Here is a 22,307-nt window from a genome sequence, read left to right as displayed (position 1 = left end):
ATGAGCTTCATCACTTTTCCTTATATAGCTCCTGTACAGCGAAGGTTAAGTCAACATCTTGTTTTAAATGGAAAGGGGTCCACTTAACATATTTGTCAGGTTGTATCCCTTTTCCACTCATCCCCTTCCCTTCATCAACACGGGACGACTTTGACGTCGGATACATCAGTTGAAAGCGATTATTCCACTCTTTGAAGGCGACATTCGCATAATCATTCATTCCTAACGTTGGTCTACCTAATACGGTTACCTTGGATGAATGCTTACACGTTTCAACGAAAGAATCCCCAGAGCTTCCACAGAAGACATCTGATAGAATAATAACCTTTTTAGGACCTGATTTGGTTTCAAAGACAAGATCCTCTTCTAATTCTGATAAGTCCAGTTCAACAAATCCTTCTCCTCGATGATGATCTAATTCTCTTATCATCATCTCAATTTGATGCCGGGTTTCTTTATCCTGGATTGAAGCCAAAGCCTCTTCAAGCATTTGAATTCGTAATTTTACGTTTCTCTCGGTACAATTAGTGAAAGCTGTTTCATTTAAAAAATCACGAAGATCTACTTTATCTCCATCAAATAAATAAGGTAACAATTCTAAATAAGCAAGATCACTTCCCCCTCTATTTAATCGCACGTCAATAATTAAGAAGGGATAGGTTGATAGTTTGTCTTCGTTATGACGAATCAATTCCCCAATCGCATCATGATTCATAAAATCAGTTATTTTCATATAAAGAATATCTTTCTGTAATTCTTGAATGCTATATTCCGCTTTATAAGGAATTGGCTCGTATGACCTTAGCTCTAAAGAGACCTGATCACCCTGTTTCGTTTCAATTTCTGCTATTGCAAAGCGTAATAATATTGGTTCCCATTTTTGTCTTTCATGAATAGTTGTTCGAAGCTCCTTTGCATATTTCTTTGCTATTTGTGCAATGCCAATTCCATCTAATGCCACGATCTGATCACCAGTATTGATTCGCTTCTCGTTTGATGAGGAAGTGACATAGAGCCTGTTTTCAAACCGTCTTACCGTAAACCCGATATCCTTTTTCAGATTAAGAAGATCCGTAAACCCTGTATGTAAATCATTAAAATCCAACAAATAGCTTTGCACGAGGTCAACAAATTTTTGATCGTCCATCTCATGGATCTGATCTAAGTAAAATTCCGGTTGATCCCACCCAGCTTTATCCTCATAACCTGCATAATCATGATGCATCATCTCAATTACGTCACGAAACATATCCAGGTATATTTCATCGCTTTCCTGTCTGACCGGCATGCTACTAGTTATCTGTTTACGCAACGATCTCTCACTCCTTAAATATCCGCTTAATAGAAAGCAACAATTGTCAAAATTAAACTTATCAGTGTATACAGTAAGGAACCATAAAACACAGCTCCAACATTCACTTTCATTTCGCTATCTCTTTGAATTTTCCACCCTGCTTGACTCGCTTCGAAATTTATTGCATCTGATAGAATTCCCCCACTACTATTGAAAAAATAAAGGATCACTGATAAGCCAATTCCAATGAGAAAACTCCATTCAAAATACGAGAAAGAAAAGAATGCGCTTAGTGCCCATACGATTAGACCGATTATCAGAGATGCTAGTATTGCCCTGCCGATTACCTTTTTCAAAAAACCTCTCCTATCCTCGTTCATTCTACGTTTTTTATCACTAAAAGTTTCATTTTCGCAGAATATTCAAACGAAAAAGGTGGTAGCAGGGTCGATAGCGCCAAAATAGCGATTATGAAAGAAACAAAGAGGACTTACAGCTTTCTACCATTTCTCACTAGCTGCAAGACAGTACTTCACCTATTTTATGATTTCTCCACTCAAGAACCTTGTTTGGCAATAAGGACACCGATAAATGTCATTTAAGTCTTTATCATTGTCAAATCGGAATGGCAATCTCCTTTTGCACACTGGACATCTCCAAAAAAGAAAAGTTATGATAAAAAAGAGGCTTAAAAGCGAGAGACCTAACAAAGCCAACCACCATCCCCCGACAAAACTTCCCAGGATGTTTAAAGGCATGGAGATAAATAAAAAGACAAGTGAAATCCTTCTATATTTCATGATGTCTCTCACTTTTGGTGCCACGAAATCACTCACCCTTTACTTTATTTGCATCTTAGTCTTAGCAGATGCACTAGTGTATGTTTGTAGAATCACACAGACAAAATCGATAACCTTACCATCACTCCATATACTTAGCAACTAACTCATAGCATCTTTCTCTTGTCAGACTTGCCTGCGTTGCGACATATTCTAATGATTCGGTCGTACCACCTTCGTATTTAAGTGAGGCCTTTTTCGCAGTTTCATCTCGATGCTCTACCCATTTTCGCTGTTCTTCTCTTAATTGATCCATCTCATCCGAAGGAAGCTGTACCTGAAGCTCTCCATATATTTCGTTTAACATCTTATCCCAATTTTGATACCTTTCCGCCTCTTGTTCCTCCATTTCTACCATCGTTTCTTTCACTTCTACATTTCGATCAGATTCATACATGCTATTTAGTTTCTTGAAGTATTTTTCTTTTTGGTTTTCAACATTAGGTTGATCGGAATTTCCCTTCTCTTCATTAGTAGAATCTTCCGTTGAAGGAGCTGACGAATCCTTTTGCTCATTTACCTCTATATCGTCAGCACTCGTATCTTTTACGACTTCTTCAGCTGAATCAACCTCTTCTGTCAGTTGAGGAGATGTGTTACTTGGTGGCTGGTTGGTCGATTGCGCACTAGACTCATTAGTTGCATTTCCGCAGGCAGACAAAGCAACTAGAGCGAAAGTTAGCATGATCATGGATCGTTTCGTTTTCACTTTCATTTGATAAACCCTCCATTTTTAATGTAAAAATCGTATGAATGAGCTTCCATTTTCAACATTACCAATTATTTCAAAACATGAAGAATATTTCAATTACTATTTCTTATGGCACCCCTCATCTTCTAATCCAAAGAAAAAAAGCACAATCTGCGATTGCGCTTTTAGTCGATCGTTGCCCACATTTCTTCTGGATTTAGTTCGTAGATGTTATTCTCTCGGTACATAAAATGATTGATAATAAATTCACGACGAATGGTCGCAAAATCAGGATGGAACCGTTTAATATACTCATTTATTTCTTTCTCCGGATACTTTTTCCCTCGTTCCAATCCATTTATCAAGTGCTTCAGAATAATAATCTTTTTCTTTCGTTGAGAAGGGAGGTGTTTCAACGTTCCATCTGCTTCGATAAAATTATTTACTACCGCTTGCGCCTTCAATGCATCGTCCTCCTTGTCTTGTTCAGGCTGGTAAAGCATATTCGGTAACGCTTCAGAATAAGAGCGGAACTTTTTCTCATCAATATAATAGTAAATTGTATTCTTGTCTCTACGCTGATACACAATGCCTGTATCTCTTAATTTCGTCATGTGATGCGTAATCGTAGGTGCTTTCAACCCCAACTTGCCAGCGATCGCTTGTCCATGGAGAGGGCCTGTCGCTAGTAACGAAAGAATTCGTATCCGTGTTGGATCACCAAGTGTTTTATGAAAATTGACCAATCTGTTTAACTGCAATTTATTCCACCTCCTATCTAATTAGACAACTACCTAATTAGATAGTAATCTAACTTAAATGATTCGTCAACAAAAGAAAACGACCTAGAAAAAGGGCGTTTTCACTCACATCTTTTAATGTTGTTATTACGACATTTCAAATAATCTTCCGAAACAATCGCATACATTTTTAAATCACGAAACTTCCCCTTCGCAAACATCGCGCTTCTCATGGTTCCTTCATAAGACATGCCGACCTTTTCCATCACTCGCGCAGAACCTTCGTTGTCAACAAAGCACCTTGCTTGAATGCGTTCTAGCTGAAGCTCTTCAAATCCAAATGCAATGATTCTTCTGGCAGCTTCCGTCATATACCCTTTTCCACAGCAATCTTCCGAAAGCACATAGCCGATTTCCGCTTTTCGATGACGTTCTTGAATCGTGACAAAATCAATTGTTCCGACAAGCTTTCCAGTAGATTTTAACTCCATTCCCCACAGCGCTTTCGTTCCTTGAGCATATCCTTCTACAATCATATCCACAAACACCCTCGTGTCTGCTACCGTCTGATGTGTTTCCCAGCTTACCTGTTTCGAAACGTTTGGATTCGAACCATAATCAAAAATAGCTGGGATATCATCCGTATTTATTTTCCGTAGATAAAAATGTTCCGTTTCTAGATTTGGTAGCCCTTTCATTATGCTGTTCAATAAAAACGCCTCCTCTACGGCATTCTCCTTATCCATTTATGAAGATCAAATAAACATATACAACCACTTCATTAAGATCAAAGTGAAAAGGATCAGCACGATGCTTTTTAATTCAGAAGTTGGTGAAGGTTGTTCCCCTTTTTCTCGTACTTTTCGTCTATACTCATTCTGAATTTTAAAGAAATCCTTTTTCTTTTTCTCTTTCTTTTGACCCTTCATCTGAGTACCTCCCAGGAAAAAACCAAAGTTGGTTCACCTTACAGGTAGGAGCATGTTCGCATCCGTTTCAGCTTTCTTGAACTATGCTTTTTTTTGCCTTGATGGTACGTTCCATTTTAACATATTATTCCACTATCCGTTCACTTACTTCCCCTCGCAAAAAAACCTGAGCAGGAACTTTCCCTACTCAGGCTGATCGTTGTCTTTAAGAACCTTTATGAAAGAAAGGACACTTCCCTTCAATTGGCGTCACGTCGTCACCAATAAACGATTGTTTCCATTCATTGTGATCGGGGTCGCCGAAATGACTAATATCCGGGTGCTTCGGAAGCTGGTCCCATGCCTCGACACGAGCGCGAACTTTTTCACGTGACATGATGCCGCCTTTTTCAGTGCCTTCCAACCCTTGGAAAATAGCACGAGGTTGAAATCCGAGAATCAAGCTATTGCCAAGGTTTCTTGTTTTACGCTGCTTATAAGCTGGCGCATTGCCAAAGGTAAAGATTGGCTCTCCAGCAAAGTGAAAGTCCCATAAGTAGTGCTCTGGATCTTTCGGTGCATCGCTCGGCCAAGGGAAGCGATCGTGATTATGTAAATATTGAAGGATATCCCAGAACTGCGATCGATACTCATCAATGGACTTTTCTTTGCTTTCGGGCTCTACGAAAATGAATAAGCCGTGTCTGATTTTTGTTGGCTTTTGGAACAAGCTTAGAAAGCTTTCAACGGCCTCCGGTAAATTCGACCAATCCTTATGTTCAATATAAGCATAGCGAAGTTCACCTTTAAGCTGAGCAGTTCGACCAAAAAAACATGGGAAGGTCGGGTCTGTTACTAATTGGCTGAAAGTTTCATACTCCTCCTTCAACCACGTTGGAAGATCTTCACGAGTTTCGATATCTTCTTTCGTTAACAAGTAGCGACTTTCTGTTTTTAACATTCTCACGACTCCTTTTTATAAGTTGGCTAGCGACAAAATCGACTTCCGCTAGAAGATTAGCTTCGTTCAAGCGGAAGAGTACAGCAGCGAAAGGACCCACCCGATTTAATAATCTCAGAGAAATCTATCGGAAGAACGCGGAACCCATGTGCCGTTAAGATACGATTTAAGCGTTTGTTTTGCGAAAGACTGACGATCTTTCCCTCTCCAATTGAAAGCACATTCGGTCCCATATAGAACTGTTCTTCCTCTGTCACGTGAATTAACTGAAATCGCGCTTCCAATTTGCTTAAATCATCTTTTGTAAAAGCTGATGGATAAACAAGCGCGATCTCTTCACTAATAATGTTAAATACGCAATCGAGGTGAAGGATATCCTCTCTTAACGACAATGGTACAACTGTGTAAGCTGGCAAGCGCTTTTGCAGTTCTTGAATCGCGACTTGTGACGTTCGGCCACTATTCCCCACCCAAATCGTGGAACCGTCCACCACGACATCGCCACCTTCAATCGATTCTGGTAAACCTTCCTGGTAAGAGATTTCATTCTCTTCAAGGAACGCTTTTACCGTATTTACTTCTGGCTGGCGGACTTGTTCATTCATCGTCGCAACGAATAGTTCATCGTGAATCGCAAAGCCAATATCACGAGTAAAAACTTGCTCAGGTAGACTCGATGCAGCTTGCAGTTCTCTTACGTTAGCCCCATTTGCTTCTAACACTTTCACAAATGCTTCGTGTTGTTCGAGGGCGAGCGGAATGTTAATGTTGCTCTTTTCATAATGCTTTTGGGTTTCATTTATGATTTCTGTAATTCTCATAAACGATGGTTTTACAACAACCACGTTTTTGAGAGTTTCGTATTCGGACTTGCACTGTATTTTATGACCAACGGCGACTCCGTTCATTTTCCTAACCTCCACTAAATCTCACATTTTAAAACCTCAATTCCCTCTCATTCGACACGTAAAACCTTCAGGAAGAAATTGTTTTTTCGTAAAGAGGTGGTTGTGAGAAAAAGAAAAGCCCGAAGCAGTTTCTAGCCCAGGCTCTTGTCATTTATTTCTACGACTCCATTAAAATCTCACGAATATCTTCTTCGGTTAAGGAAGTCTTTGTTTTCTCTTCTGAATCAATTAATTCTGAAATGAGCTCACGCTTTTTCTCCTGAAGATCATTCATCTTTTCTTCAATCGTCCCCCTTGCGACAAGTTTAACGACGTTGACCACCTTATCTTGGCCAATCCGATGCGTTCGGTCTGCCGCTTGTTCTTCAACAGCGGGATTCCACCAGAGATCATAAAGAACGACCGTATCCGCTCCGGTTAAATTCAAACCCGTTCCCCCAGCTTTTAAAGAAATGAGAAACACATTTCGTTCGCCATCATTAAATCGATCACACGTCTCCACTCGTTCTTCAGCGGGCGTCTCCCCATCCAGGTAGAAAAAGCTTTGTCCTCTTGCTGCAAGCTCTCTTCCGATCAACTGAAGCATTTTTGTAAATTGAGAGAAAATCAGCATTCTCCTCCCGGATCGTCTCGAATCTTCGATAATCTGAAGCAGCTGCTCGAACTTAGCCGAACTCCCATGATAGCCGTCCACAAATAGAGATGGGTGACAACAAATCTGGCGCAGACGCGTTAACCCAGCTAAGATCTTAATGCGATTTTTACGAATCGTGTCTCGATCGAGATGCTTCAACGTATCGGTTCTTAGCTTTGCAAGGTATGCGGCGTAAAGCTTTTTCTGTTCAGGTAATAGCTCGGTTAACTCCAATGACTCAAGCTTTTCTGGTAACTCTGCCAGAACGTCTTCTTTCATTCTTCTTAATAAAAAGGGGTGCACTCTCCTTGCGATCGTTTTCTTCGTTAAATTGCTGTAGGCTTTGATCCCTTTAAAAAGCTCTGGAAAGACAACGTGATAAATCGACCAAAGCTCTTCAATCGCATTTTCTACCGGAGTGCCAGTTAAACCAAACCGGTGATCCGCTTTGATTTTCTTAACCGTTCTGGCCGTTTGGGTGGAAGGGTTTTTAAACGCTTGAGCTTCATCAAAAAAGACCGTATGGAAGGTTTTCTTTTCATACCAGTGGATGTCGCGACGAAGTAACGGATAAGACGTAATCACCACATCCATCTCCTTGCTCGTCTGCTGAAGCTTGTCTCGCGTTGATTGATTGCCATCAATAATCTGCGCTTGAAGCTCCGGAGCAAACTTCTTTATTTCATTGAACCAATTATACGTAAGCGAGGAAGGACACACGATCAGAACCGGTTTATGCTCTTCACGAATAGCGTTAAGCTCAGACACGATATACGTGATGCTTTGCAGCGTTTTTCCAAGTCCCATATCATCCGCTAACACTCCGCCAAACCCGTAGCTCGCTAAGGTTTTCATCCATTGATAGCCCTGTATTTGATAATCTCTCAAAATGTGATCCAACGATTCGGGCACTTTAAACTCATCTTGATCCGGAAGACGCATCGTGTCTAGAAAGTTACGAAACGATGCGTCTGCTAGAAAGATGCTATTCGTTTCAATTGTCCCCATTAAACTCGCGCTTTTTTTAACCGGAAGCGAAAAATATGGCTCAAACTGTTCCTGCGGGGGGACCGTGGTTAGAAACTCATGCATATCCTCCATTTCTTTCGTTTCAAGGGACAAAAGCGATCCATTTGGCAGGCGATAATACTTACGCTTTTCTTCTAATGCCGCTAATATCTCTCGAATTTGATTGTCAGATATGCCATCCATTTCAAAGGTGAATTCTAACCAATTTGTCCGCTCTCGTTTCTTCAGCTTTACATTTATTTTGGGATATTGCTTCTTTCGAACGAGTCGATTTCGAACAGCTGTTGTCGCGTAAAGCTTCAACATGGATTGTAGTTTTGGAACGGTATGATGAAGAAAATTATACTCAAGTTCTTCATTTTGCATCATGTATCCGCCATCTGTTTTTGAAAATCCGCTCTCTTCCATTATGGTTAGAATTTCTTCTTCACGCTCGATGTCGCGAATGATTGTCGAACCCGGAGCATCCCGCCGTTCTAATGGCTGAATAACCACTTCTTCATACTGAAATTCAAGCCCTGCCAGTAGTCGGTTTTTCAAACGATCAAGATAGAGCCGTGCCTTTAACGGGGTTTTCATATACGTTTCACGAAATGCTTTTGATAGCTCCACTTGCCCCATTCGCTTCAAATCGGGAACAACCTTTTCAAGAAATTGATCCATTTGTTCGTACGGAATTGGAATCTGATTGTTCTCTGACGGAAGCATCTTCTTTAACTCAGCCATGCGGGTAAAGTCTTGTCTATCCAGTTGAAAGATGATTCCTTTGTATAAAAGCGATTGATAGCTATGCAAAAGCGTCATCTGCTCGAAACCTTTAATCGTTATGCGGCAGTGTTTCTCATCCCATACGTCAATCAAAAAGCGAATCGGCGGCGAGCCTTTTTCTACTCTTACGTGTTCTAACAAAGAGCCTCGATGGGCAATTTTGACATTGTCAGCGCTAGTAATGAACGAGATCAAATTGCTCCATGAAGAAGGCGAGATCAGTAACGTATCGGACCGCTGATCATCACGCCACAAAGGGAGCGATTGAAGCAACGTTTTTTCATCACGAGCCACGCGGATTAAATGATGGAGAATGGCATCTGCTTCATTTGAAAAGCAGTGACTGTCAGGATGATAGATTACGTCAGGAGAGACTTCATTGACGTTCCCCTCGTGTACATCGTGAAGAAAGTCGCGAATCGAAGAAACTTTCACGTGTTCGACAGCAACTTCAATCCCCAGTAAATCCTGATCGCGAAGTGAAACAGGCTTCAAGGTAAACCCCACATCAAGCACCTTTCGCTTTTCAAAAAAGCGTTGGTGACCGCTTTCTGGCGTTAATTTGTCGGTAAATAGCGTCATGAAATCTTCCGCTAGTCTATTCTCATCCTGCACGGCCGTTTCTTTTTGTTGCGCGTGACGGATGCCGATTAACACGGCCGCAATGTGCTGACAATCTTTTTGAAAGGTTGCAAGCGAAGGGCAGCTACATGCTGCTTTGATGTGTCCATTTGCATCTGTCGTTACCGTGACATAAAAGTCTTCCATTCCGTGAACTGTCGCTTCATATCTCATCGAGTGAGCGTGATGAAGCGTCACTTTATTGGAATTGAAATAAGACTCCCCCTTTTTAAAAGAGCGTTCCCCACACATTTCTTTTATAAGCTTATTGTTGATTTTACGATCCATGTCATCCCGATCCTTTATTATATGGTTGTTTCATTTTATCATAGTAGCGAAATTCTATGCCTATACGCCCCTTCATCTGTTTACATACACTAACGTACAACTGTTGAAGGGGGACCCGATGTTGCAACGACCACTTTATGACGCTGCCTACGGAAGCGACTATCCCGGATTCGGTTACCATCATGGATATGGAAGCGATCATCCTGGATTCAAGTACCACCATGGACACGGAAGTTATTACCATGGCTATGGCTTTCACCACGGGCCAGCCACTTATTATCCAGGTTATCGATTAACCTACAGCTATTGCCCATGCCGTGGACGTTAGCGGGAATTGAAGGTGTTAAATGAGAAATCGATTCGGAACCGCATTAAATTGCATTGATGGCCGCACACAAATCCCAGTAACAGAGTGGCTTAAAGTGCAGTACGGGCTCGTTGACTTGATTACAGAGCCAGGCATGGACCGGGTCCTGTCTCATGGCCCTGCATGCGAAGTTGCCCGATTAAGAGAAAACACCATCGTGTCCTTAACTGCATACGCTTCTCAAGTCATTGCGGTGGTGGGTCATTTTGACTGTGCTGCGAACCCAGTGAGTAAATGCCAACATTTTAAAGACATTGCTACGTCCACTCAGGTTGTAAGGTCATGGGGGTTCGCTCACGTTATTGGCCTTTGGGTCGATGAATATGGACGTATCGAGGTTGTCTGCACCTAAGTAAAAGAGCCGCTCCATAATAGGAGACGGCTCTTTTACTTAGACTTTTTAGAGAATTTCCTTATTAAAAACCCTATAAGTAATGCGATTAAACTACTTGGCACCATACCAATCGCTACAATGCTAATGGCAATACCAACCCACGGATTCGTCAACATCCCAAAAATAAAGCTGCTCATAAAAACAGCGACTGCTAGTAGTAAGCTAATCAGGCCTGTCCGATATGGCTTCCCTGATTTTTTAAAGAAATAGAGCGTGACCAAACAAAGCAGCACGGTGTACAGAATCGCGATTGTCGTAGAGCTCGTGAGTATGTTCAGCGCTTCTCTTAGCCAGTGGCTGTTTGTGGATTCCGGAAGATCCATTGTAACGTTATTCATTTCTCCCGTATTGATGGCTACCGTCTTCAATTGATACTTTTCTGGATGGCCAGACCAATTCGTATACTCAAGAAAAGCGATTTTGTCAGACTGATGAAAGAAATCCGGTGACACAACAGAAGATTCTAATGTCGTGAGTTGCTTTGTCTCACCCTCATCTAAATCTCGATAGTAGAGTTCATATTTGAATAATGAGCTGTCGGATTCCTCTGACACATCTGTATAAGTAAACGCTTGTTTTTCTTCATCGTAATCATAGTCATATAAAGAGCCAACTTCAGTCGGTACCCAATCCGCCATGCTTTCTCTCTTATCTTCTACATGATAAGCATAGATTTGATCACGATTCCCATTAAATAACGTGTAATAGAGCTCGGAACCATCAGTCGAAATAGCAAGATGGTTCATTGTAAAATGATCTTGATCGGTTAACTTTTGCTCATTTTCCCCGTCCAGATCGACCGAATGGAGATCAAATCCTTCTTTCGTTTCCCCTTCGGCTTTTCCAACGGCTTCTGCCGGCATTCCGACAAAATAGATTTCGTTCTCAGAAAAGACTGCTTCTTCGACATGAATCGTATCATCCGTTAGTTTCTTAGGATTCTCCCCATTCACATCCGCTATGTACAATGACTGAATGCGATCACGATTTTCCGATAAATAGAGGAGCTTCTCTCCGTTTGGAGATAAGGCTGGCTTTCGATGCCGTTGCTCATCCGGATGTGTTAATTGTTCAACTGCACTGCCATCACTATTTGCGCGATAGATCGATTCGATCCCATCTTGATAATAAGAAAAGTAGAATTTACGGTCATCTTCTGAAAGCTTAACCGAATCCCCTAATCCCGTAAATCCAAGATACTGATCTTCCTCATTGAGAAAGTTGTATGAAATGGACGCAGCAAGCAAGACCAAACAAATTAGACTAGCATATAAAACTGTTTTTTGTTTCATTCATTTCCCCCCTTACACGGGCAGTCCCCAAAAATAAATAACTGCACTTAAAAAAAGTACAGTCGTCATCCCTTTTACTTTGCTTCTTTTCCAAACCATCACGCTCGTAAAAACCGTCCCAGGAATAAGAAAAAGGAGGCCAATCACTTTCAAGCTATTGATGGTGAGGGCATCTCCTATCGCGACAACAAATAAACCTAACCCAATGAATCCTCCTGTCAAAAGAGATTTTAATGTAAGAAAGGTTTCTCTCACTTCCTTACGCTCCGCCTCAGCCATCTTCACGTAGCTGAAGATATAAGCAGCGAGTGGAAAACCGAACGCGATAAATGTAGGAACAAGTGCATCAATTACTTCTAACAAGACAAGTCTCCTTCTCTACTTAATCTCTACAATTATTTCAAATATTGGAAATAAACTCAAGATTGGTTTTATCCATTTTTCGACAAAAAATCCGTTTTACTCCGCTAAAAGAGGGAATCTATTCCTTATTATAAAAATTGATGTGGGAGGAAAAGAACGTGAGTCAAGGAACATTATCGGTTGGTTTGGTCACACCACCCGGATACCCCAAAAAGCTTAGTGAACAATTAAGCGGCGAGTTACCTGAGCTACTAAGCTATTATGTGAGAGATGAATGCGAATGGAACGTTGATTCAAGGGTGGATCCACTCACTGGCGTTACGGAAAACCCTGAAGAAATATTAGAAGCGGGCTGTAAAAGAAAAGAAAACGAAGATTGGGACTATATCGTTTGTTTAACGGACTTGCCCTTCTTTGATGGAAAGAGGCCTATCTTAGCTGAAGCGTCTACGGATCACAAAGTGGCTATCATCAGTCTTCCAGGCCTCGGATCTACTCCGATGGTGAAACGCATTCGGCAATCGATCCTGCAGTTAGTGAATGAAATGTATTATGGAAGTCCTGAAAAAGATCGCGAAAAGGCACAACAAAGGATACAGGCGAAAAGTGATCAGCAAAACGAGAAGTTGAAAGACAAAGGCTCCAAGCAACTTTTTAAAAGGGGGAGCGTGGAACGATTTTCTCCAATTAAACGCGTGACAAAAGAAGAAGACTCCCTCATTGATGTGCAGTATATTGTGAAATCCCGCTTCAGCGGTGCTTTACGCATCTTAACCGGCATGGTTCGCGCCAACCGACCATGGGCCATCTTCCCAGCCTTTAAAAAAGTGATTATTTTTGCCTTTGCGACGGGCTCTTACGCACTTGTTTTCCCCACTCTCTGGCAATTAAGTAACAGCTACGGACTATGGAGAATGTTTATGCTAATGGTCGTGTCTTCCTTTTTGATGGTCGGGTGGATTGTCATGGCCCATAATTTATGGGAAAAACCAAGACAGGATCGCGCAAAATACCTTCGAAAGCTGTATAACACCGCCACGATTTTGACGCTACTCGTCACGATAGGGATTTATTACATTATTTTATTCTTTATGTTTGGCTTAGCCGTTCTAGCCTTCATTCCAATGGGGCTGTTAGAATCGCAATTATCCGGACCAGTTGGGTATGATAACTACTTCTACATCACGTGGACAGCTACGAGTATTTCAATCATTATTGGCGCACTTGGATCCGCACTTGAAGATGAAGAAGTCATTCTTTCGTCAACGTATGGATATCGACAGCAGCAGCGCTACAAAACAGCTAATGCGTCCAAGGATGAGGAAAATGATTCACAACAAGAACAGACCCCTTTCCCGACCGAAAGGAAATCAAACGCAGACAGGTGATGAGTAGAAAAAAATATATATAGTTTAAATATACAAGTAAACAGCGAATATCCATAAAAAGCTTTTCATACGAAACGAACATTTTTATTCCAAATGATAGGATGACACTTCGAAAATAAAAAAACGATCCCTACTTATGATAGAGATCGTTTCATATATCACCCAAACTGAGCTTTATGCAGACGGCTGTAAATAACGCTTGATTCGATAAGCTCCGCATGGTTTCCTTGCTCGGCAATCCCGTCCTTCGTCACAACCATTTTCCGATCAGCATTTTTAATGGTGGCAAGACGGTGGGCAATCACAAGCGTTGTACGCCCTTCTGTTAACGCCTCAAGTGATTTTTGAATCGCGACTTCCTTTAGGAAGTCGCTTGATCACGCTGTTTTTTTGTAAGCGTAAAGAAAGTAATCGCCCCAATCGAAGACGTTGTAAATAGAATCGCCCCCATTGGAACGGCAGTTGATTCATCAATTCCAACAAGCGGTGAAACCATTGAACCGAATAGCAGCGGCAGCATACCAAGTACGGCACTGGCACTACCTGCCCTGTGTCCCTGCTTATCCATCGCAAGCGTAAACGTACTTGTAAGCACCATTCCCATCGCCGTCATGTAAATGAAAATTGGAATGACGAGCGTCGCAAGCGGTCCTTCTATAATCGTCATAACAAGTAAGAACGATGTCGCCGATACCGCCGTAATCACTGCGGTTCGAAGCAAGCTTCTTTCATGAAAGTAGGCACTTAACTTACCAATCATAAAGCTCCCTGAAATAATCGCGAGCCCGTTAATCCCAAATAATAGACTAAACAACTGCGGCGAAACGTTGTAAATCCCCTGGTAAACGAAAGGCGTTCCGGAAACGTAGGCAAAGCTACCACCGTGTACAAATCCAATCGTTAATGCATAGCCAATAAAGGAACGGTCTTTCAGCAAACTTCCCATCGTACGAACCGATTGCTTTACCGTGCTTGGCATCCTTTTTTCAGCTGGTAACGTTTCTGGTAGCCGGAGGCCAATGACCGTTACGATAATCAATCCAAGAATTCCGAGGAAATAAAAAATCGTATTCCACGTCGCAAATGGCAGAAGTAAAATCGCTCCACCTGCAATTGGCGCAATCATCGGTGCCGTTGCATTGATCACCATCAATAGCGCGAAGAACTTCGTGAGCTCTCGTCCACTGAACACATCGCGAACAACCGCACGTGAGAGTACAACACCTGCTGATGCTGTAAAGCCCTGAAGGAAACGGGCAATCACGAGTGTTAGAATGTTCGGTGCGACTGCACAAAGAATGGAGGCAACCGCAAATAAGAAAATAAAAATCAATAATGGCTTACGTCTTCCCTGTGCATCACTGTAAGGACCTATTACAATTTGCCCAATCGCAAGTCCAATGAGACAGGTTGTTAAACTTAACTGAACGAGCGAAGCGCTCGCATTTAAATCACTCGCAATCCCTGGAAAACTAGGGAGATACATATCAATATTTAATGGGCCCATAATTCCGAGCATCCCTAGTAGTAAAGCGAGTCCGATCCGTTCTTTTCCTGTTGGGTTATGAAGCATAAATGTGACACCTTTCTCTTCTCTAGTTACACGTTCATCTGATTCTAGCAAACCATCATTTCCAATACAATCGAAATGATTTCATTTAGAAAATTAAAAACGATTCCTGCGGGGGCAGAAATCGTTTGACTGATCATGCAAACGGAAGTCCGCTCCCTCATGAATGCTGACCCATGAGGGAGCGGACTTTTTGTATAAGCGCGGTTTAGCCAATAAATTGTGATTTTAGCCAATAAATCTCGAGTTTGGCCAATATATCCCATTTCCAGCCAATAAACGGCCATTTCGACCGCCAACCTCACCGCTTAAAACGATCAGGAGGACATAAAGTCTCCTCCGTTTACGTGAATACACTGACCAGTCATGTAAGAACCGTCATCAGACGCCAATAAGACATAAGGGCCGAACAGTTCAGACGGTTGACCCGGACGTCCCATTGGATTGTCCGTACCAAATTCTGCAACGGAATCTTCATCAAACGTAGATGGAATGAGTGGTGTCCAGATTGGTCCTGGTGCTACCATATTCACACGAATGCCTTTATCCACAAGGTTCGCTGCCATACTGCGTGTAAACGCCACAATGGCACCTTTTGTTGACGTATAGTCAATTAACACTTTGTTTCCTGTATATGGATTAATCGACGTTGTATTAATAATCGAGCTTCCTTTTTGCAGATGCGGAACCGCGTACTTTGTCATATTGAAGACGGAATACACATTTGTTTTAAACGTTTGATCCCACTGCTCATAAGAAATGTCTTCAATGCTTTCCGTTGGAAATTGAATCGCTGCGTTATTGACGAGAATATCAAGCTTTCCAAAGTGATCAAGCGTTTTGTCGATCAGATCCTTACATTCTTTCTCTTCCGATACATCTCCCGGAATCAAGAGACATTTGACGCCTTCTTCCTCCACAAATTTCTTTGTTTCGTCCGCGTCACTTTGTTCTTTTTCAAGATAGTTGATCGCGACGTGTGCCCCTTCTTTTGCATAGGCGATGGCCACAGCGCGACCAATGCCGCTGTCCCCACCCGTGATAAGGGCCACTTTGTTCTCAAGTTTGTGACTGCCTATGTATTCATGCGGTTGATCAGGTAAAGGCGTCATTTGCGATTCAATTCCAGGTTGCTCTGACTGTGTTTGTTTTGGTTGTCCGTTTTTATCCACGGTGTATCTCTCCTTTTTTCTTCCATAATGGTTAGTTTAATAATGCTGTTTTATTGAAATACCACGGATAAAAAAGGTGTAAACATTTGTAAGCGAAACCATACAGAAAAGGGTAAGAATGGATTAGTCTCCATCTTTTGCCCCATGCTTAGAAACCGATGAAATAAGTCGTCCATACTGCCAGAACAGCTAGACCACTCATTATCGCCAAGCCAAAATCCAACATCGCACGATTTGAGTAGCCATCGTTCAGATTTCTCATCCCGCTATGTACCATTCGAATGAACCAAAACATAAGTAAAAATCCATAACCAACATAATCATTTAAAGGATCCCGATCAAACCAAAATTGAATAGCTCCAATAAAGAGCGCGGCATAAATAAGCCCTCTTACAACCTTTCTACTCTTCTTCGTCAAAATACTCTGCTTCATAATCATCTCTTTTCTATACAATGCAATCTATTTCATCCCTTTGATGATAAGCTTGCCAACCACTCTAGCGAGTAATCCCGCGACTAAAGCGATCACAATGCTTATTACGATATTGTCAGTCACCGCGATTCCAACATTAAAACCAATCGCAAGCGCAATGCCTATTACGACACCAAGCAGTATTCCCTGCATTTGACTCATTTGAACACCTCCGTCTTCTCTGAATCTATTCCTCCGAATCCCCACCTTCCAGCTCTTCTTCCACTTCCCCCTCATAACGACGACTTGGATGAATAAGAATCGCACCATATTTCCATAGTCGAATTTGCCTCACCAAAAGAGTAATAAAAAGACCAGCCATCGCGATGAACACCACGAGCCAGAAAATTCGATTTTCAAAAGATAATCCTACCGTCGATTCTCCACCAGCCAAGTCTAGAACAAACATCAAAATAAAAACATAGAGGAGAAAGAAAAGCTGTGACTTGAACGTGTCTTTCACAGGGGACATTTGCTTGTTTTTGTTGATAGCATTGATAAAAAGCATACCAAGCAACAACAAAAAGATAACATATTGAGGAAGAACTTCTTTTAAAAAGAACGTTGGAAAGTAGTCATAGATTAGTAGGAGCGTAATGAAAAGAAACAAAAAACCATCTAAAATCCTAAATAAAATAGCCATTCCTCCCTATCGATCAGACTGTGATTCTTTTCTTTCAAGCAGCTGATCGACCTTTTTTTCGACGCGATCAAGCTTCGAACTTCTCTTTTTCAAATTTATGATTAAAAAGACAATTCCCGCTACTAAGCCCAACATGAAAGAAAACGAAATCAGTTGAAATACGATATCGCCCATATGATCACCTGTCCCTTACGTGTAATTTTTATAACACATAGCAAGGCAAATTACTTGCTCCTTCTATACCTCACCTTGATTTTACCATTTCTTTAAACGTTTGTTTCCCTTATTTACCATTATTAACAAAGTCGTCTATCACCCAGATCAAATAAAATAAAAAAAGACGATTTGTGCATGCACAAGTCGTCTTTCTACTATAGTCTTTCAATTAGCCTTGTTCAGGATAGTCTAAATACCGGTTAATATCAGCTGGGGTTAATAGATCCGTATCAACAGGCTCATAGCCAAGAGCACGAGCAAGTATCACAATCTGCCCCTTGTGATGAAATTCATGTGTAATCGTGTGCGTGAGTAACCATAAGGGAGAAAGTTCTTCTTCCTCTTCTTTCCAGGAAACTACCCGACTAATCTTTTCATCGAAGCGTTCATCATACTCATCTAAAAAATGATAAACAAGCTCATCAACCCGCTCAAAAACCTTTCTCATTTCATTAACATCTGTTACATCTGACTCTTTTACGACGGGTTCAGAGGTTTCAAGAGCAAATCGACCAATCCAACTCTGGTAGCATTCAGCGATATGCACATGCAGGTTTCGGATCGAGCCCCATCCATATCCATCGACTTCTTTTATATAATCCTCTTGTTCGATTTTTTCACAAAAGTGAAAGAGAACTTTACGCGTATGCTTGATCAAATCATACTGCTCTTTTAATACGTTCATTGTATTGCCTCCTGTAGTCTAAAGTTCGCCCACTCTAAAGTCCTATTCCATCTACTATGTATTCCTCTTCAAGGGTTTACTAAACCTATAAAACTCTTATTGGTTTATGGTCAATTTATCTATGTTGCAAAACGCATATTTACCCTCCCATTAACTCGGTTCACTCCAAAAATCCATATATGCCTTGTCTTGTTTGTACTAACGTATCCGTTTTTCTAACGCTTCCGTATGATATTCGAAGTTATGTCCATCCAGATCGGTGAAATAACTTGTTTCGATAAATAGGATAAAGCACCTTCTTGCCTTGGTAATTACAGTGATCTCTGTCGCCATAATTACACATAAGTTTTTTATACAAAAATCTACAAAGTCCAAATAAGCAACATATTTGAAATGAATCATGAAAAAAGCTTTCCCTTTAGAGAAAGCTTACTAGTGTGAAGGCGCCGTTCATTAAAATGTACTTCCGTGGCCATTTTGCGTCTTTTTCTTTAAATGAACTACGTCGAATATCAACAATTATCATCATGAGAAAAATAAGAAGAAGAGAAAAGAATACTATCTCAAAAATCGTAAACAATTGATAGAAGATACCGATAAAAAGAATCGCACAAGTCTTCACTAGTAAACCCAGTGGAACATGAACGGCCTTAAAACTCATTCTTATCTTTTACCACTGCTTGATTTCGCTCCAGAACTTCAATACGTTCCTCAAGCGCTTTTCGTGAACGTTTTACTTTTCTAACGATGAAATAGATGATAGCTCCAAAAATACTTAACCATAAAAACAATGGAAATAAGGCAATAAGAATTGACACTTCTCCAGCTCCTTTTGAGTGATTTACTACAAACCATTACCAAAATAACTTTAACACATTTATCCAATTTTGGGTTGTTTTCTCACTCACTTAAAAGCGACGACCTTTCTTTAGACTTTTTATCCCGAAATCACGGGTAGTACTACAGTAAATGTGCTACCAACCGCTTCTTCACTTTCCACTTCAATCTTACCTTGATGATTCTCGACAATTTCCTTCGCGATCGATAAACCAAGTCCCGTCCCACCTGTTTCTCGTGAACGGTTTTTGTCCACACGGTAAAAGCGAGAAAAAATCTTCGGTATTTCTTCACGGGGAATACCGATTCCTGTATCCGAGATACTTAACATGACCGTGTTCTCTGCCTCTTTTAAAAGGACGGTCACCTTGCCTTCCTTTGTATACCTTTCTGCATTTTCTACTATAATAACCGCCACTTGCCTAAGCTGTTCACGATCACCTGATACTAAGACGTTTTGCTCCAGATTTGCCGATATCGGTACACGTGAACGTGCTTCGAATTGCGCAATCACTCCCTCAACAATTTCGGACAAATTCACTTTTTCAGGAGTTGTTTCCAGATGTTCATTTCGCGCAATGGTGAGCATTTGTTCTAAAATGTGCTTCATTCGGTTACTTTCATCATCCAAGGCTTGTATGGATGTTTCCAATACGGCGGGATCGTTCTTACCCCACCTTTTAATCAAATTTAAATGACCACGAAAAGAAGTTAGTGGCGTTCTTAATTCGTGAGAAGCATTTGAGACAAAACTTTTCTCCCGCTCAAACTGCTCTTCCAGCTGCTGAAGTAACTGATTAAACGTATTGGCGAGTTCTTGCAAAACGCAAATGGTCATGTTCTATTTTTAAACTTTTGATTTGAGCGATAAAGCGAATGACCAATTAACATAAAAAACCCATAGCAAATCGCAACGATGGTGAACGCAGTTAGATGGTCGTTCACAACAAGGAACATTCCGATTAGGACAAAAAGTAAGAGGCCGAGCAAATTAATAATCCAGTAGGGTTTTAACAATAGATTTTTTTTAGACTCCATTTCCAATCTCCCCATTTCGAATTTTCACTCTCTCTCTTACTAGTACGATTCGCCAGAGATTTGGTTTCATTTTCCAGAAAGGGCATCCCTGCTTGTATCTCGTTCTGTTACATATTGAACGGCCTCTTCTAACACACCTTGGAAATCACTTGGAAATTCATGCCCCATTCCTTCTTTTACAATGAGTTTGCACGGAATCTGATACGTTTCAAAAAGTTGAACCGCCGCCAATACAGTTTCATAGAAAGGATCTTGATCTCCTGTAATAATGCAGCCTCTTGCACGAGGATTCAGCTGATTTTTTAGTATTTTTTGTAGTGCCTTAAGATCGAAAGCTGGAGCAATCCCAATAAAATTGTGAAACCCTTCTACATCAGCTCGCAAACTCACTTGAGTAGCGATATTCGCTCCTTGTGATGCCCCTGCAATGATGTGGACTTTTTCAGAGAGATGATGCTGTTGAATGAACGATTGATAGGTACTTCTCACTTCATTCATTGCCATTGTTGCATCATCCCATGAGTAGCATTGGTAGCTAAAAAGCTGAGATGATTGAGGAAAACCCATAAAGTAATGGTTTGTAATTTCGGGATGAGACCACTGCTTCGAAAACTCTTCGATATTCGATCCTTTCCAGTGCAGTGGGAAGAGAACCGTCTCTGCCTCCTGGTTACCTAGAGTACTGCAATGAGCATGGGCAGATTTTTTTTCGGCTTCATACATCCTCTTGCATTCTAGCAAAATCGTATTGAACTCAGCATAGGGTTTCAATGCGCTCAATTCAGGATCTGATGACAAAATTTCTGGATTCCACCATAATCCATGCTGAATCACATCATGAAGTTCAGCCAGAGCTTCCTGATGCTTTCCTTCTAAAACGTACAAACTTGCGATCCAATGTCCCAAACGGTCACGTTTCTGAGGGAACTTTTCTTTTGCTTGTTCCATCAATGACAAAGCTTCTTTATTGGCTTTCTTTTCAACAAGATCAATTACCTGTCTTTGCAGTTCAATGAACGTTATTGTAAAAACCTCCCACCTTTTGAATTAGTTCAATATTAATTGAACTAACAAATCCAGTCAATGAGTTAATACAAAAAATTTAGATTATTCTAATTTAGAACTCATTATGTTAAGCTAATAAAAAAGTTGAGTGATCGGAGGAATTTCTATGTCCTATAACATTAGTGTGCTAGCTTCTACAGTTTATGAGCTCTTATTAAGCTTTTCTTTATATAAAAGACAAACCCTTATGAAATATTTAGATCTTGGTTCTAAGTGGCCAGGCGAAGTGGAAGAATCGCTTTCCCCTGAATTGAAACAGGCCATCGCATCAAAAGAGAATCTGTTCTTTGAAGATTTACTCGTGCTTTTCATTGAACAATCCCCTTATAAACATGACATCGATTCTTTTTTTGAATGGTTAGGGAATATGTCAGCTGGGGAATTGTTTGAGCGGATCGCTTCTTCGCTCGACGATCAAAGGGCGATACCTACAAATTTATTAGCGCAGCGAGATCAGTCGATTAAATTGTTAAAGGAATGGAATACGCAATATTTTCAGGATCATCGTGAGGGAGTTTTGGAGCGATTAACGGCTGATGCAGAGAGTAAACAAAAGATGTTGGAAGAAGATTCCGGAGAGGAAGTTATTTTGCAAGCTAGTCGTTTTGTAGTGGAGTCGAAAACGGTTCAGAACGTATGCTTAATCCCTTCCCTTCACATTCAACCGATGGCATTGATCGATCATTTGAAAGATACGCTTTATATTAGTTATTCTGTGAAGGATCCTAAAAAGGAACGAAATGAACTTCTCCGTTTTACAAAAGCACTTGGTGATGAAAAGCGATTAAAGATTCTCGAATTTCTGTCTCAAGAGTCCCATACTTTCACAGACATTGTTTCTGAAATCGGGATGGCAAAAGGAAATATCCACCACCACCTTTCGATTTTAAGAGGGGCTGGATTAGTGAATCTTCATATTAGAGATGAGCGAAATACGTTTTATTATAGTGCGAATAAAGAGATTGCAGAGGAGTTTAGGATGTTGGTAGATCAGCTTCTTTAGTAGTGCCTGTGGTCAAGCCCCCTAAATATGGACACAGGCAAAATCCGAAATTCTAACTCGCTTTTTTATAGTCTTTATAGAAAGCTGACGGTGAAGCGAATCCAAGTTTTTGTTGGATTCG

The 22,307-nt window shown here is 40.9% G+C and carries 27 protein-coding genes and 1 pseudogene; 4 read left to right on the top strand and 24 right to left on the bottom strand.

Going from position 1 to position 22,307, the window contains the following annotated elements:
- Positions 1 to 10: 10 nt before the first annotated feature.
- From LCL91_RS18935 to LCL91_RS18895, 9 genes are all read right to left on the bottom strand, one after another.
- Complete coding sequence (locus tag LCL91_RS18935) at positions 11 to 1,312, bottom strand: S41 family peptidase (RefSeq protein ID WP_224884689.1); 1,302 nt, start codon at positions 1,310 to 1,312, stop codon at positions 11 to 13.
- Positions 1,313 to 1,338: 26 nt separating this feature from the next.
- Entirely contained in the window at positions 1,339 to 1,650 is a 312-nt protein-coding gene (locus LCL91_RS18930; RefSeq protein WP_224884687.1) for a hypothetical protein, read from the bottom strand.
- 565 nt (positions 1,651 to 2,215) lie between these two features.
- On the bottom strand, positions 2,216 to 2,848 hold the full coding sequence (locus LCL91_RS18925) for a lysozyme inhibitor LprI family protein (protein WP_224884684.1): 633 nt from the start codon (positions 2,846 to 2,848) through the stop codon (positions 2,216 to 2,218).
- 161 nt (positions 2,849 to 3,009) lie between these two features.
- A complete protein-coding gene (locus tag LCL91_RS18920) occupies positions 3,010 to 3,585 on the bottom strand; it encodes a metalloregulator ArsR/SmtB family transcription factor (protein WP_224884682.1) in 576 nt (191 codons plus the stop codon).
- A gap of 101 nt (positions 3,586 to 3,686) precedes the next feature.
- A complete protein-coding gene (locus LCL91_RS18915) occupies positions 3,687 to 4,274 on the bottom strand; it encodes a GNAT family N-acetyltransferase (protein WP_425589699.1) in 588 nt (195 codons plus the stop codon).
- A 45-nt stretch (positions 4,275 to 4,319) separates the two neighbouring features.
- On the bottom strand, positions 4,320 to 4,493 hold the full coding sequence (locus LCL91_RS18910) for a hypothetical protein (RefSeq protein WP_224884680.1): 174 nt from the start codon (positions 4,491 to 4,493) through the stop codon (positions 4,320 to 4,322).
- A gap of 205 nt (positions 4,494 to 4,698) precedes the next feature.
- On the bottom strand, positions 4,699 to 5,433 hold the full coding sequence (locus tag LCL91_RS18905) for a YqcI/YcgG family protein (protein WP_224884679.1): 735 nt from the start codon (positions 5,431 to 5,433) through the stop codon (positions 4,699 to 4,701).
- A 56-nt stretch (positions 5,434 to 5,489) separates the two neighbouring features.
- Positions 5,490 to 6,341 carry a dimethylarginine dimethylaminohydrolase family protein gene (locus tag LCL91_RS18900; RefSeq protein WP_224884677.1) on the bottom strand — a complete coding sequence of 284 codons (852 nt, stop codon included), beginning with the start codon at positions 6,339 to 6,341 and terminating at the stop codon, positions 5,490 to 5,492.
- A 157-nt stretch (positions 6,342 to 6,498) separates the two neighbouring features.
- On the bottom strand, positions 6,499 to 9,681 hold the full coding sequence (locus LCL91_RS18895) for a DEAD/DEAH box helicase (RefSeq protein WP_224884675.1): 3,183 nt from the start codon (positions 9,679 to 9,681) through the stop codon (positions 6,499 to 6,501).
- A gap of 118 nt (positions 9,682 to 9,799) precedes the next feature.
- Here LCL91_RS18895 and LCL91_RS18890 point away from each other — a divergent pair, with 118 nt between their 5' ends.
- Both LCL91_RS18890 and LCL91_RS22275 read left to right on the top strand, forming a co-directional pair.
- Positions 9,800 to 10,009, top strand: a complete 210-nt coding sequence (locus tag LCL91_RS18890; RefSeq protein WP_224884673.1) for a hypothetical protein — start codon at positions 9,800 to 9,802, stop codon at positions 10,007 to 10,009.
- Positions 10,010 to 10,028: 19 nt separating this feature from the next.
- Positions 10,029 to 10,400, top strand: coding sequence for a carbonic anhydrase (locus LCL91_RS22275; protein ID WP_369522972.1), 372 nt, complete (start codon positions 10,029 to 10,031; stop codon positions 10,398 to 10,400).
- A gap of 35 nt (positions 10,401 to 10,435) precedes the next feature.
- Here the strand turns inward: LCL91_RS22275 and LCL91_RS18885 are convergent, their stop codons facing one another.
- Together LCL91_RS18885 and LCL91_RS18880 are read right to left on the bottom strand one after the other, a co-directional pair.
- Positions 10,436 to 11,734, bottom strand: coding sequence for a DUF5050 domain-containing protein (locus tag LCL91_RS18885; protein WP_224884671.1), 1,299 nt, complete (start codon positions 11,732 to 11,734; stop codon positions 10,436 to 10,438).
- 12 nt (positions 11,735 to 11,746) lie between these two features.
- Complete coding sequence (locus LCL91_RS18880; protein ID WP_224884669.1) at positions 11,747 to 12,097, bottom strand: hypothetical protein; 351 nt, start codon at positions 12,095 to 12,097, stop codon at positions 11,747 to 11,749.
- A 158-nt stretch (positions 12,098 to 12,255) separates the two neighbouring features.
- Here LCL91_RS18880 and LCL91_RS18875 point away from each other — a divergent pair, with 158 nt between their 5' ends.
- Positions 12,256 to 13,485, top strand: coding sequence for a hypothetical protein (locus LCL91_RS18875; RefSeq protein ID WP_224884667.1), 1,230 nt, complete (start codon positions 12,256 to 12,258; stop codon positions 13,483 to 13,485).
- A 158-nt stretch (positions 13,486 to 13,643) separates the two neighbouring features.
- Here LCL91_RS18875 and LCL91_RS18870 read toward each other — a convergent pair.
- The 13 genes and pseudogenes from LCL91_RS18870 to LCL91_RS18810 form a co-directional block, all read right to left on the bottom strand.
- Positions 13,644 to 13,844, bottom strand: a pseudogene (locus LCL91_RS18870) (multidrug ABC transporter ATP-binding protein); the annotation flags it as partial.
- A 2-nt stretch (positions 13,845 to 13,846) separates the two neighbouring features.
- The gene (locus tag LCL91_RS18865) at positions 13,847 to 15,058 is read right to left on the bottom strand and encodes a Bcr/CflA family efflux MFS transporter (protein WP_224884874.1); all 1,212 of its coding nucleotides are present in this window, start codon (positions 15,056 to 15,058) and stop codon (positions 13,847 to 13,849) included.
- A 44-nt stretch (positions 15,059 to 15,102) separates the two neighbouring features.
- Positions 15,103 to 15,342 carry a hypothetical protein gene (locus LCL91_RS18860; protein WP_224884665.1) on the bottom strand — a complete coding sequence of 80 codons (240 nt, stop codon included), beginning with the start codon at positions 15,340 to 15,342 and terminating at the stop codon, positions 15,103 to 15,105.
- Between the two features lie 30 nt (positions 15,343 to 15,372).
- A complete protein-coding gene (locus LCL91_RS18855; protein WP_224884663.1) occupies positions 15,373 to 16,227 on the bottom strand; it encodes an SDR family oxidoreductase in 855 nt (284 codons plus the stop codon).
- A 148-nt stretch (positions 16,228 to 16,375) separates the two neighbouring features.
- A complete protein-coding gene (locus tag LCL91_RS18850) occupies positions 16,376 to 16,660 on the bottom strand; it encodes a hypothetical protein (RefSeq protein ID WP_224884660.1) in 285 nt (94 codons plus the stop codon).
- Between the two features lie 27 nt (positions 16,661 to 16,687).
- Positions 16,688 to 16,861: a hypothetical protein gene (locus LCL91_RS18845; protein ID WP_224884658.1), complete on the bottom strand. Its 174-nt coding sequence runs from the start codon at positions 16,859 to 16,861 to the stop codon at positions 16,688 to 16,690.
- Positions 16,862 to 16,886: 25 nt separating this feature from the next.
- Positions 16,887 to 17,342 (bottom strand): hypothetical protein, encoded by a 456-nt coding sequence (locus LCL91_RS18840; RefSeq protein ID WP_224884656.1) that lies wholly within the window; start codon positions 17,340 to 17,342, stop codon positions 16,887 to 16,889.
- A 6-nt stretch (positions 17,343 to 17,348) separates the two neighbouring features.
- A complete protein-coding gene (locus LCL91_RS18835; RefSeq protein WP_224884654.1) occupies positions 17,349 to 17,516 on the bottom strand; it encodes a DUF4083 domain-containing protein in 168 nt (55 codons plus the stop codon).
- A gap of 211 nt (positions 17,517 to 17,727) precedes the next feature.
- On the bottom strand, positions 17,728 to 18,243 hold the full coding sequence (locus tag LCL91_RS18830; RefSeq protein WP_224884652.1) for a DinB family protein: 516 nt from the start codon (positions 18,241 to 18,243) through the stop codon (positions 17,728 to 17,730).
- Between the two features lie 650 nt (positions 18,244 to 18,893).
- Positions 18,894 to 19,061, bottom strand: coding sequence for a hypothetical protein (locus LCL91_RS18825; RefSeq protein ID WP_224884650.1), 168 nt, complete (start codon positions 19,059 to 19,061; stop codon positions 18,894 to 18,896).
- Between the two features lie 119 nt (positions 19,062 to 19,180).
- Positions 19,181 to 19,918, bottom strand: a complete 738-nt coding sequence (locus LCL91_RS18820; protein WP_224884648.1) for a sensor histidine kinase — start codon at positions 19,916 to 19,918, stop codon at positions 19,181 to 19,183.
- Positions 19,915 to 20,118 carry a hypothetical protein gene (locus LCL91_RS18815; protein ID WP_224884646.1) on the bottom strand — a complete coding sequence of 68 codons (204 nt, stop codon included), beginning with the start codon at positions 20,116 to 20,118 and terminating at the stop codon, positions 19,915 to 19,917. The genes LCL91_RS18820 and LCL91_RS18815 overlap by 4 nt, the downstream gene beginning before the upstream one ends.
- A 66-nt stretch (positions 20,119 to 20,184) precedes the next feature.
- A complete protein-coding gene (locus tag LCL91_RS18810; RefSeq protein WP_425589702.1) occupies positions 20,185 to 21,126 on the bottom strand; it encodes a hypothetical protein in 942 nt (313 codons plus the stop codon).
- 163 nt (positions 21,127 to 21,289) lie between these two features.
- Here LCL91_RS18810 and LCL91_RS18805 point away from each other — a divergent pair, with 163 nt between their 5' ends.
- The gene (locus LCL91_RS18805) at positions 21,290 to 22,186 is read left to right on the top strand and encodes an ArsR/SmtB family transcription factor (protein ID WP_224884642.1); all 897 of its coding nucleotides are present in this window, start codon (positions 21,290 to 21,292) and stop codon (positions 22,184 to 22,186) included.
- The last annotated feature ends 121 nt before the right edge of the window (positions 22,187 to 22,307 follow it).

This window comes from Guptibacillus hwajinpoensis, assembly GCF_020171785.1.
GTDB classification, from domain to species: domain Bacteria; phylum Bacillota; class Bacilli; order Bacillales; family Guptibacillaceae; genus Guptibacillus; species Guptibacillus sedimenti.
The sequence above is the reverse complement of the archived record's forward strand: the minus strand, read 5'-3'. Positions and strand labels throughout refer to the sequence as shown.

Bases quoted from the DNA above. Each gene is read 5' to 3' on its own strand.
- LCL91_RS18860 (WP_224884665.1), bottom strand. From the start codon at position 15,342: ATGGCCGTTTATTGGCTGGAAATGGGATATATTGGCCAAACTCGAGAT.
- LCL91_RS18885 (WP_224884671.1), bottom strand. From the start codon at position 11,734: ATGAAACAAAAAACAGTTTTATATGCTAGTCTAATTTGTTTGGTCTTG.
- LCL91_RS18815 (WP_224884646.1), bottom strand. From the start codon at position 20,118: ATGGAGTCTAAAAAAAATCTATTGTTAAAACCCTACTGGATTATTAAT.
- LCL91_RS18820 (WP_224884648.1), bottom strand. From the start codon at position 19,918: ATGACCATTTGCGTTTTGCAAGAACTCGCCAATACGTTTAATCAGTTA.
- LCL91_RS18905 (WP_224884679.1), bottom strand. From the start codon at position 5,433: ATGTTAAAAACAGAAAGTCGCTACTTGTTAACGAAAGAAGATATCGAA.
- LCL91_RS18910 (WP_224884680.1), bottom strand. From the start codon at position 4,493: ATGAAGGGTCAAAAGAAAGAGAAAAAGAAAAAGGATTTCTTTAAAATT.
- LCL91_RS18865 (WP_224884874.1), bottom strand. From the start codon at position 15,058: ATGCTTCATAACCCAACAGGAAAAGAACGGATCGGACTCGCTTTACTA.
- LCL91_RS18805 (WP_224884642.1), top strand. From the start codon at position 21,290: ATGTCCTATAACATTAGTGTGCTAGCTTCTACAGTTTATGAGCTCTTA.
- LCL91_RS18895 (WP_224884675.1), bottom strand. From the start codon at position 9,681: ATGGATCGTAAAATCAACAATAAGCTTATAAAAGAAATGTGTGGGGAA.
- LCL91_RS18830 (WP_224884652.1), bottom strand. From the start codon at position 18,243: ATGAACGTATTAAAAGAGCAGTATGATTTGATCAAGCATACGCGTAAA.
- LCL91_RS18890 (WP_224884673.1), top strand. From the start codon at position 9,800: ATGTTGCAACGACCACTTTATGACGCTGCCTACGGAAGCGACTATCCC.
- LCL91_RS18835 (WP_224884654.1), bottom strand. From the start codon at position 17,516: ATGGGCGATATCGTATTTCAACTGATTTCGTTTTCTTTCATGTTGGGC.
- LCL91_RS18900 (WP_224884677.1), bottom strand. From the start codon at position 6,341: ATGAACGGAGTCGCCGTTGGTCATAAAATACAGTGCAAGTCCGAATAC.
- LCL91_RS18840 (WP_224884656.1), bottom strand. From the start codon at position 17,342: ATGGCTATTTTATTTAGGATTTTAGATGGTTTTTTGTTTCTTTTCATT.
- LCL91_RS18925 (WP_224884684.1), bottom strand. From the start codon at position 2,848: ATGAAAGTGAAAACGAAACGATCCATGATCATGCTAACTTTCGCTCTA.
- LCL91_RS18845 (WP_224884658.1), bottom strand. From the start codon at position 16,861: ATGAGTCAAATGCAGGGAATACTGCTTGGTGTCGTAATAGGCATTGCG.
- LCL91_RS18850 (WP_224884660.1), bottom strand. From the start codon at position 16,660: ATGAAGCAGAGTATTTTGACGAAGAAGAGTAGAAAGGTTGTAAGAGGG.
- LCL91_RS22275 (WP_369522972.1), top strand. From the start codon at position 10,029: ATGAGAAATCGATTCGGAACCGCATTAAATTGCATTGATGGCCGCACA.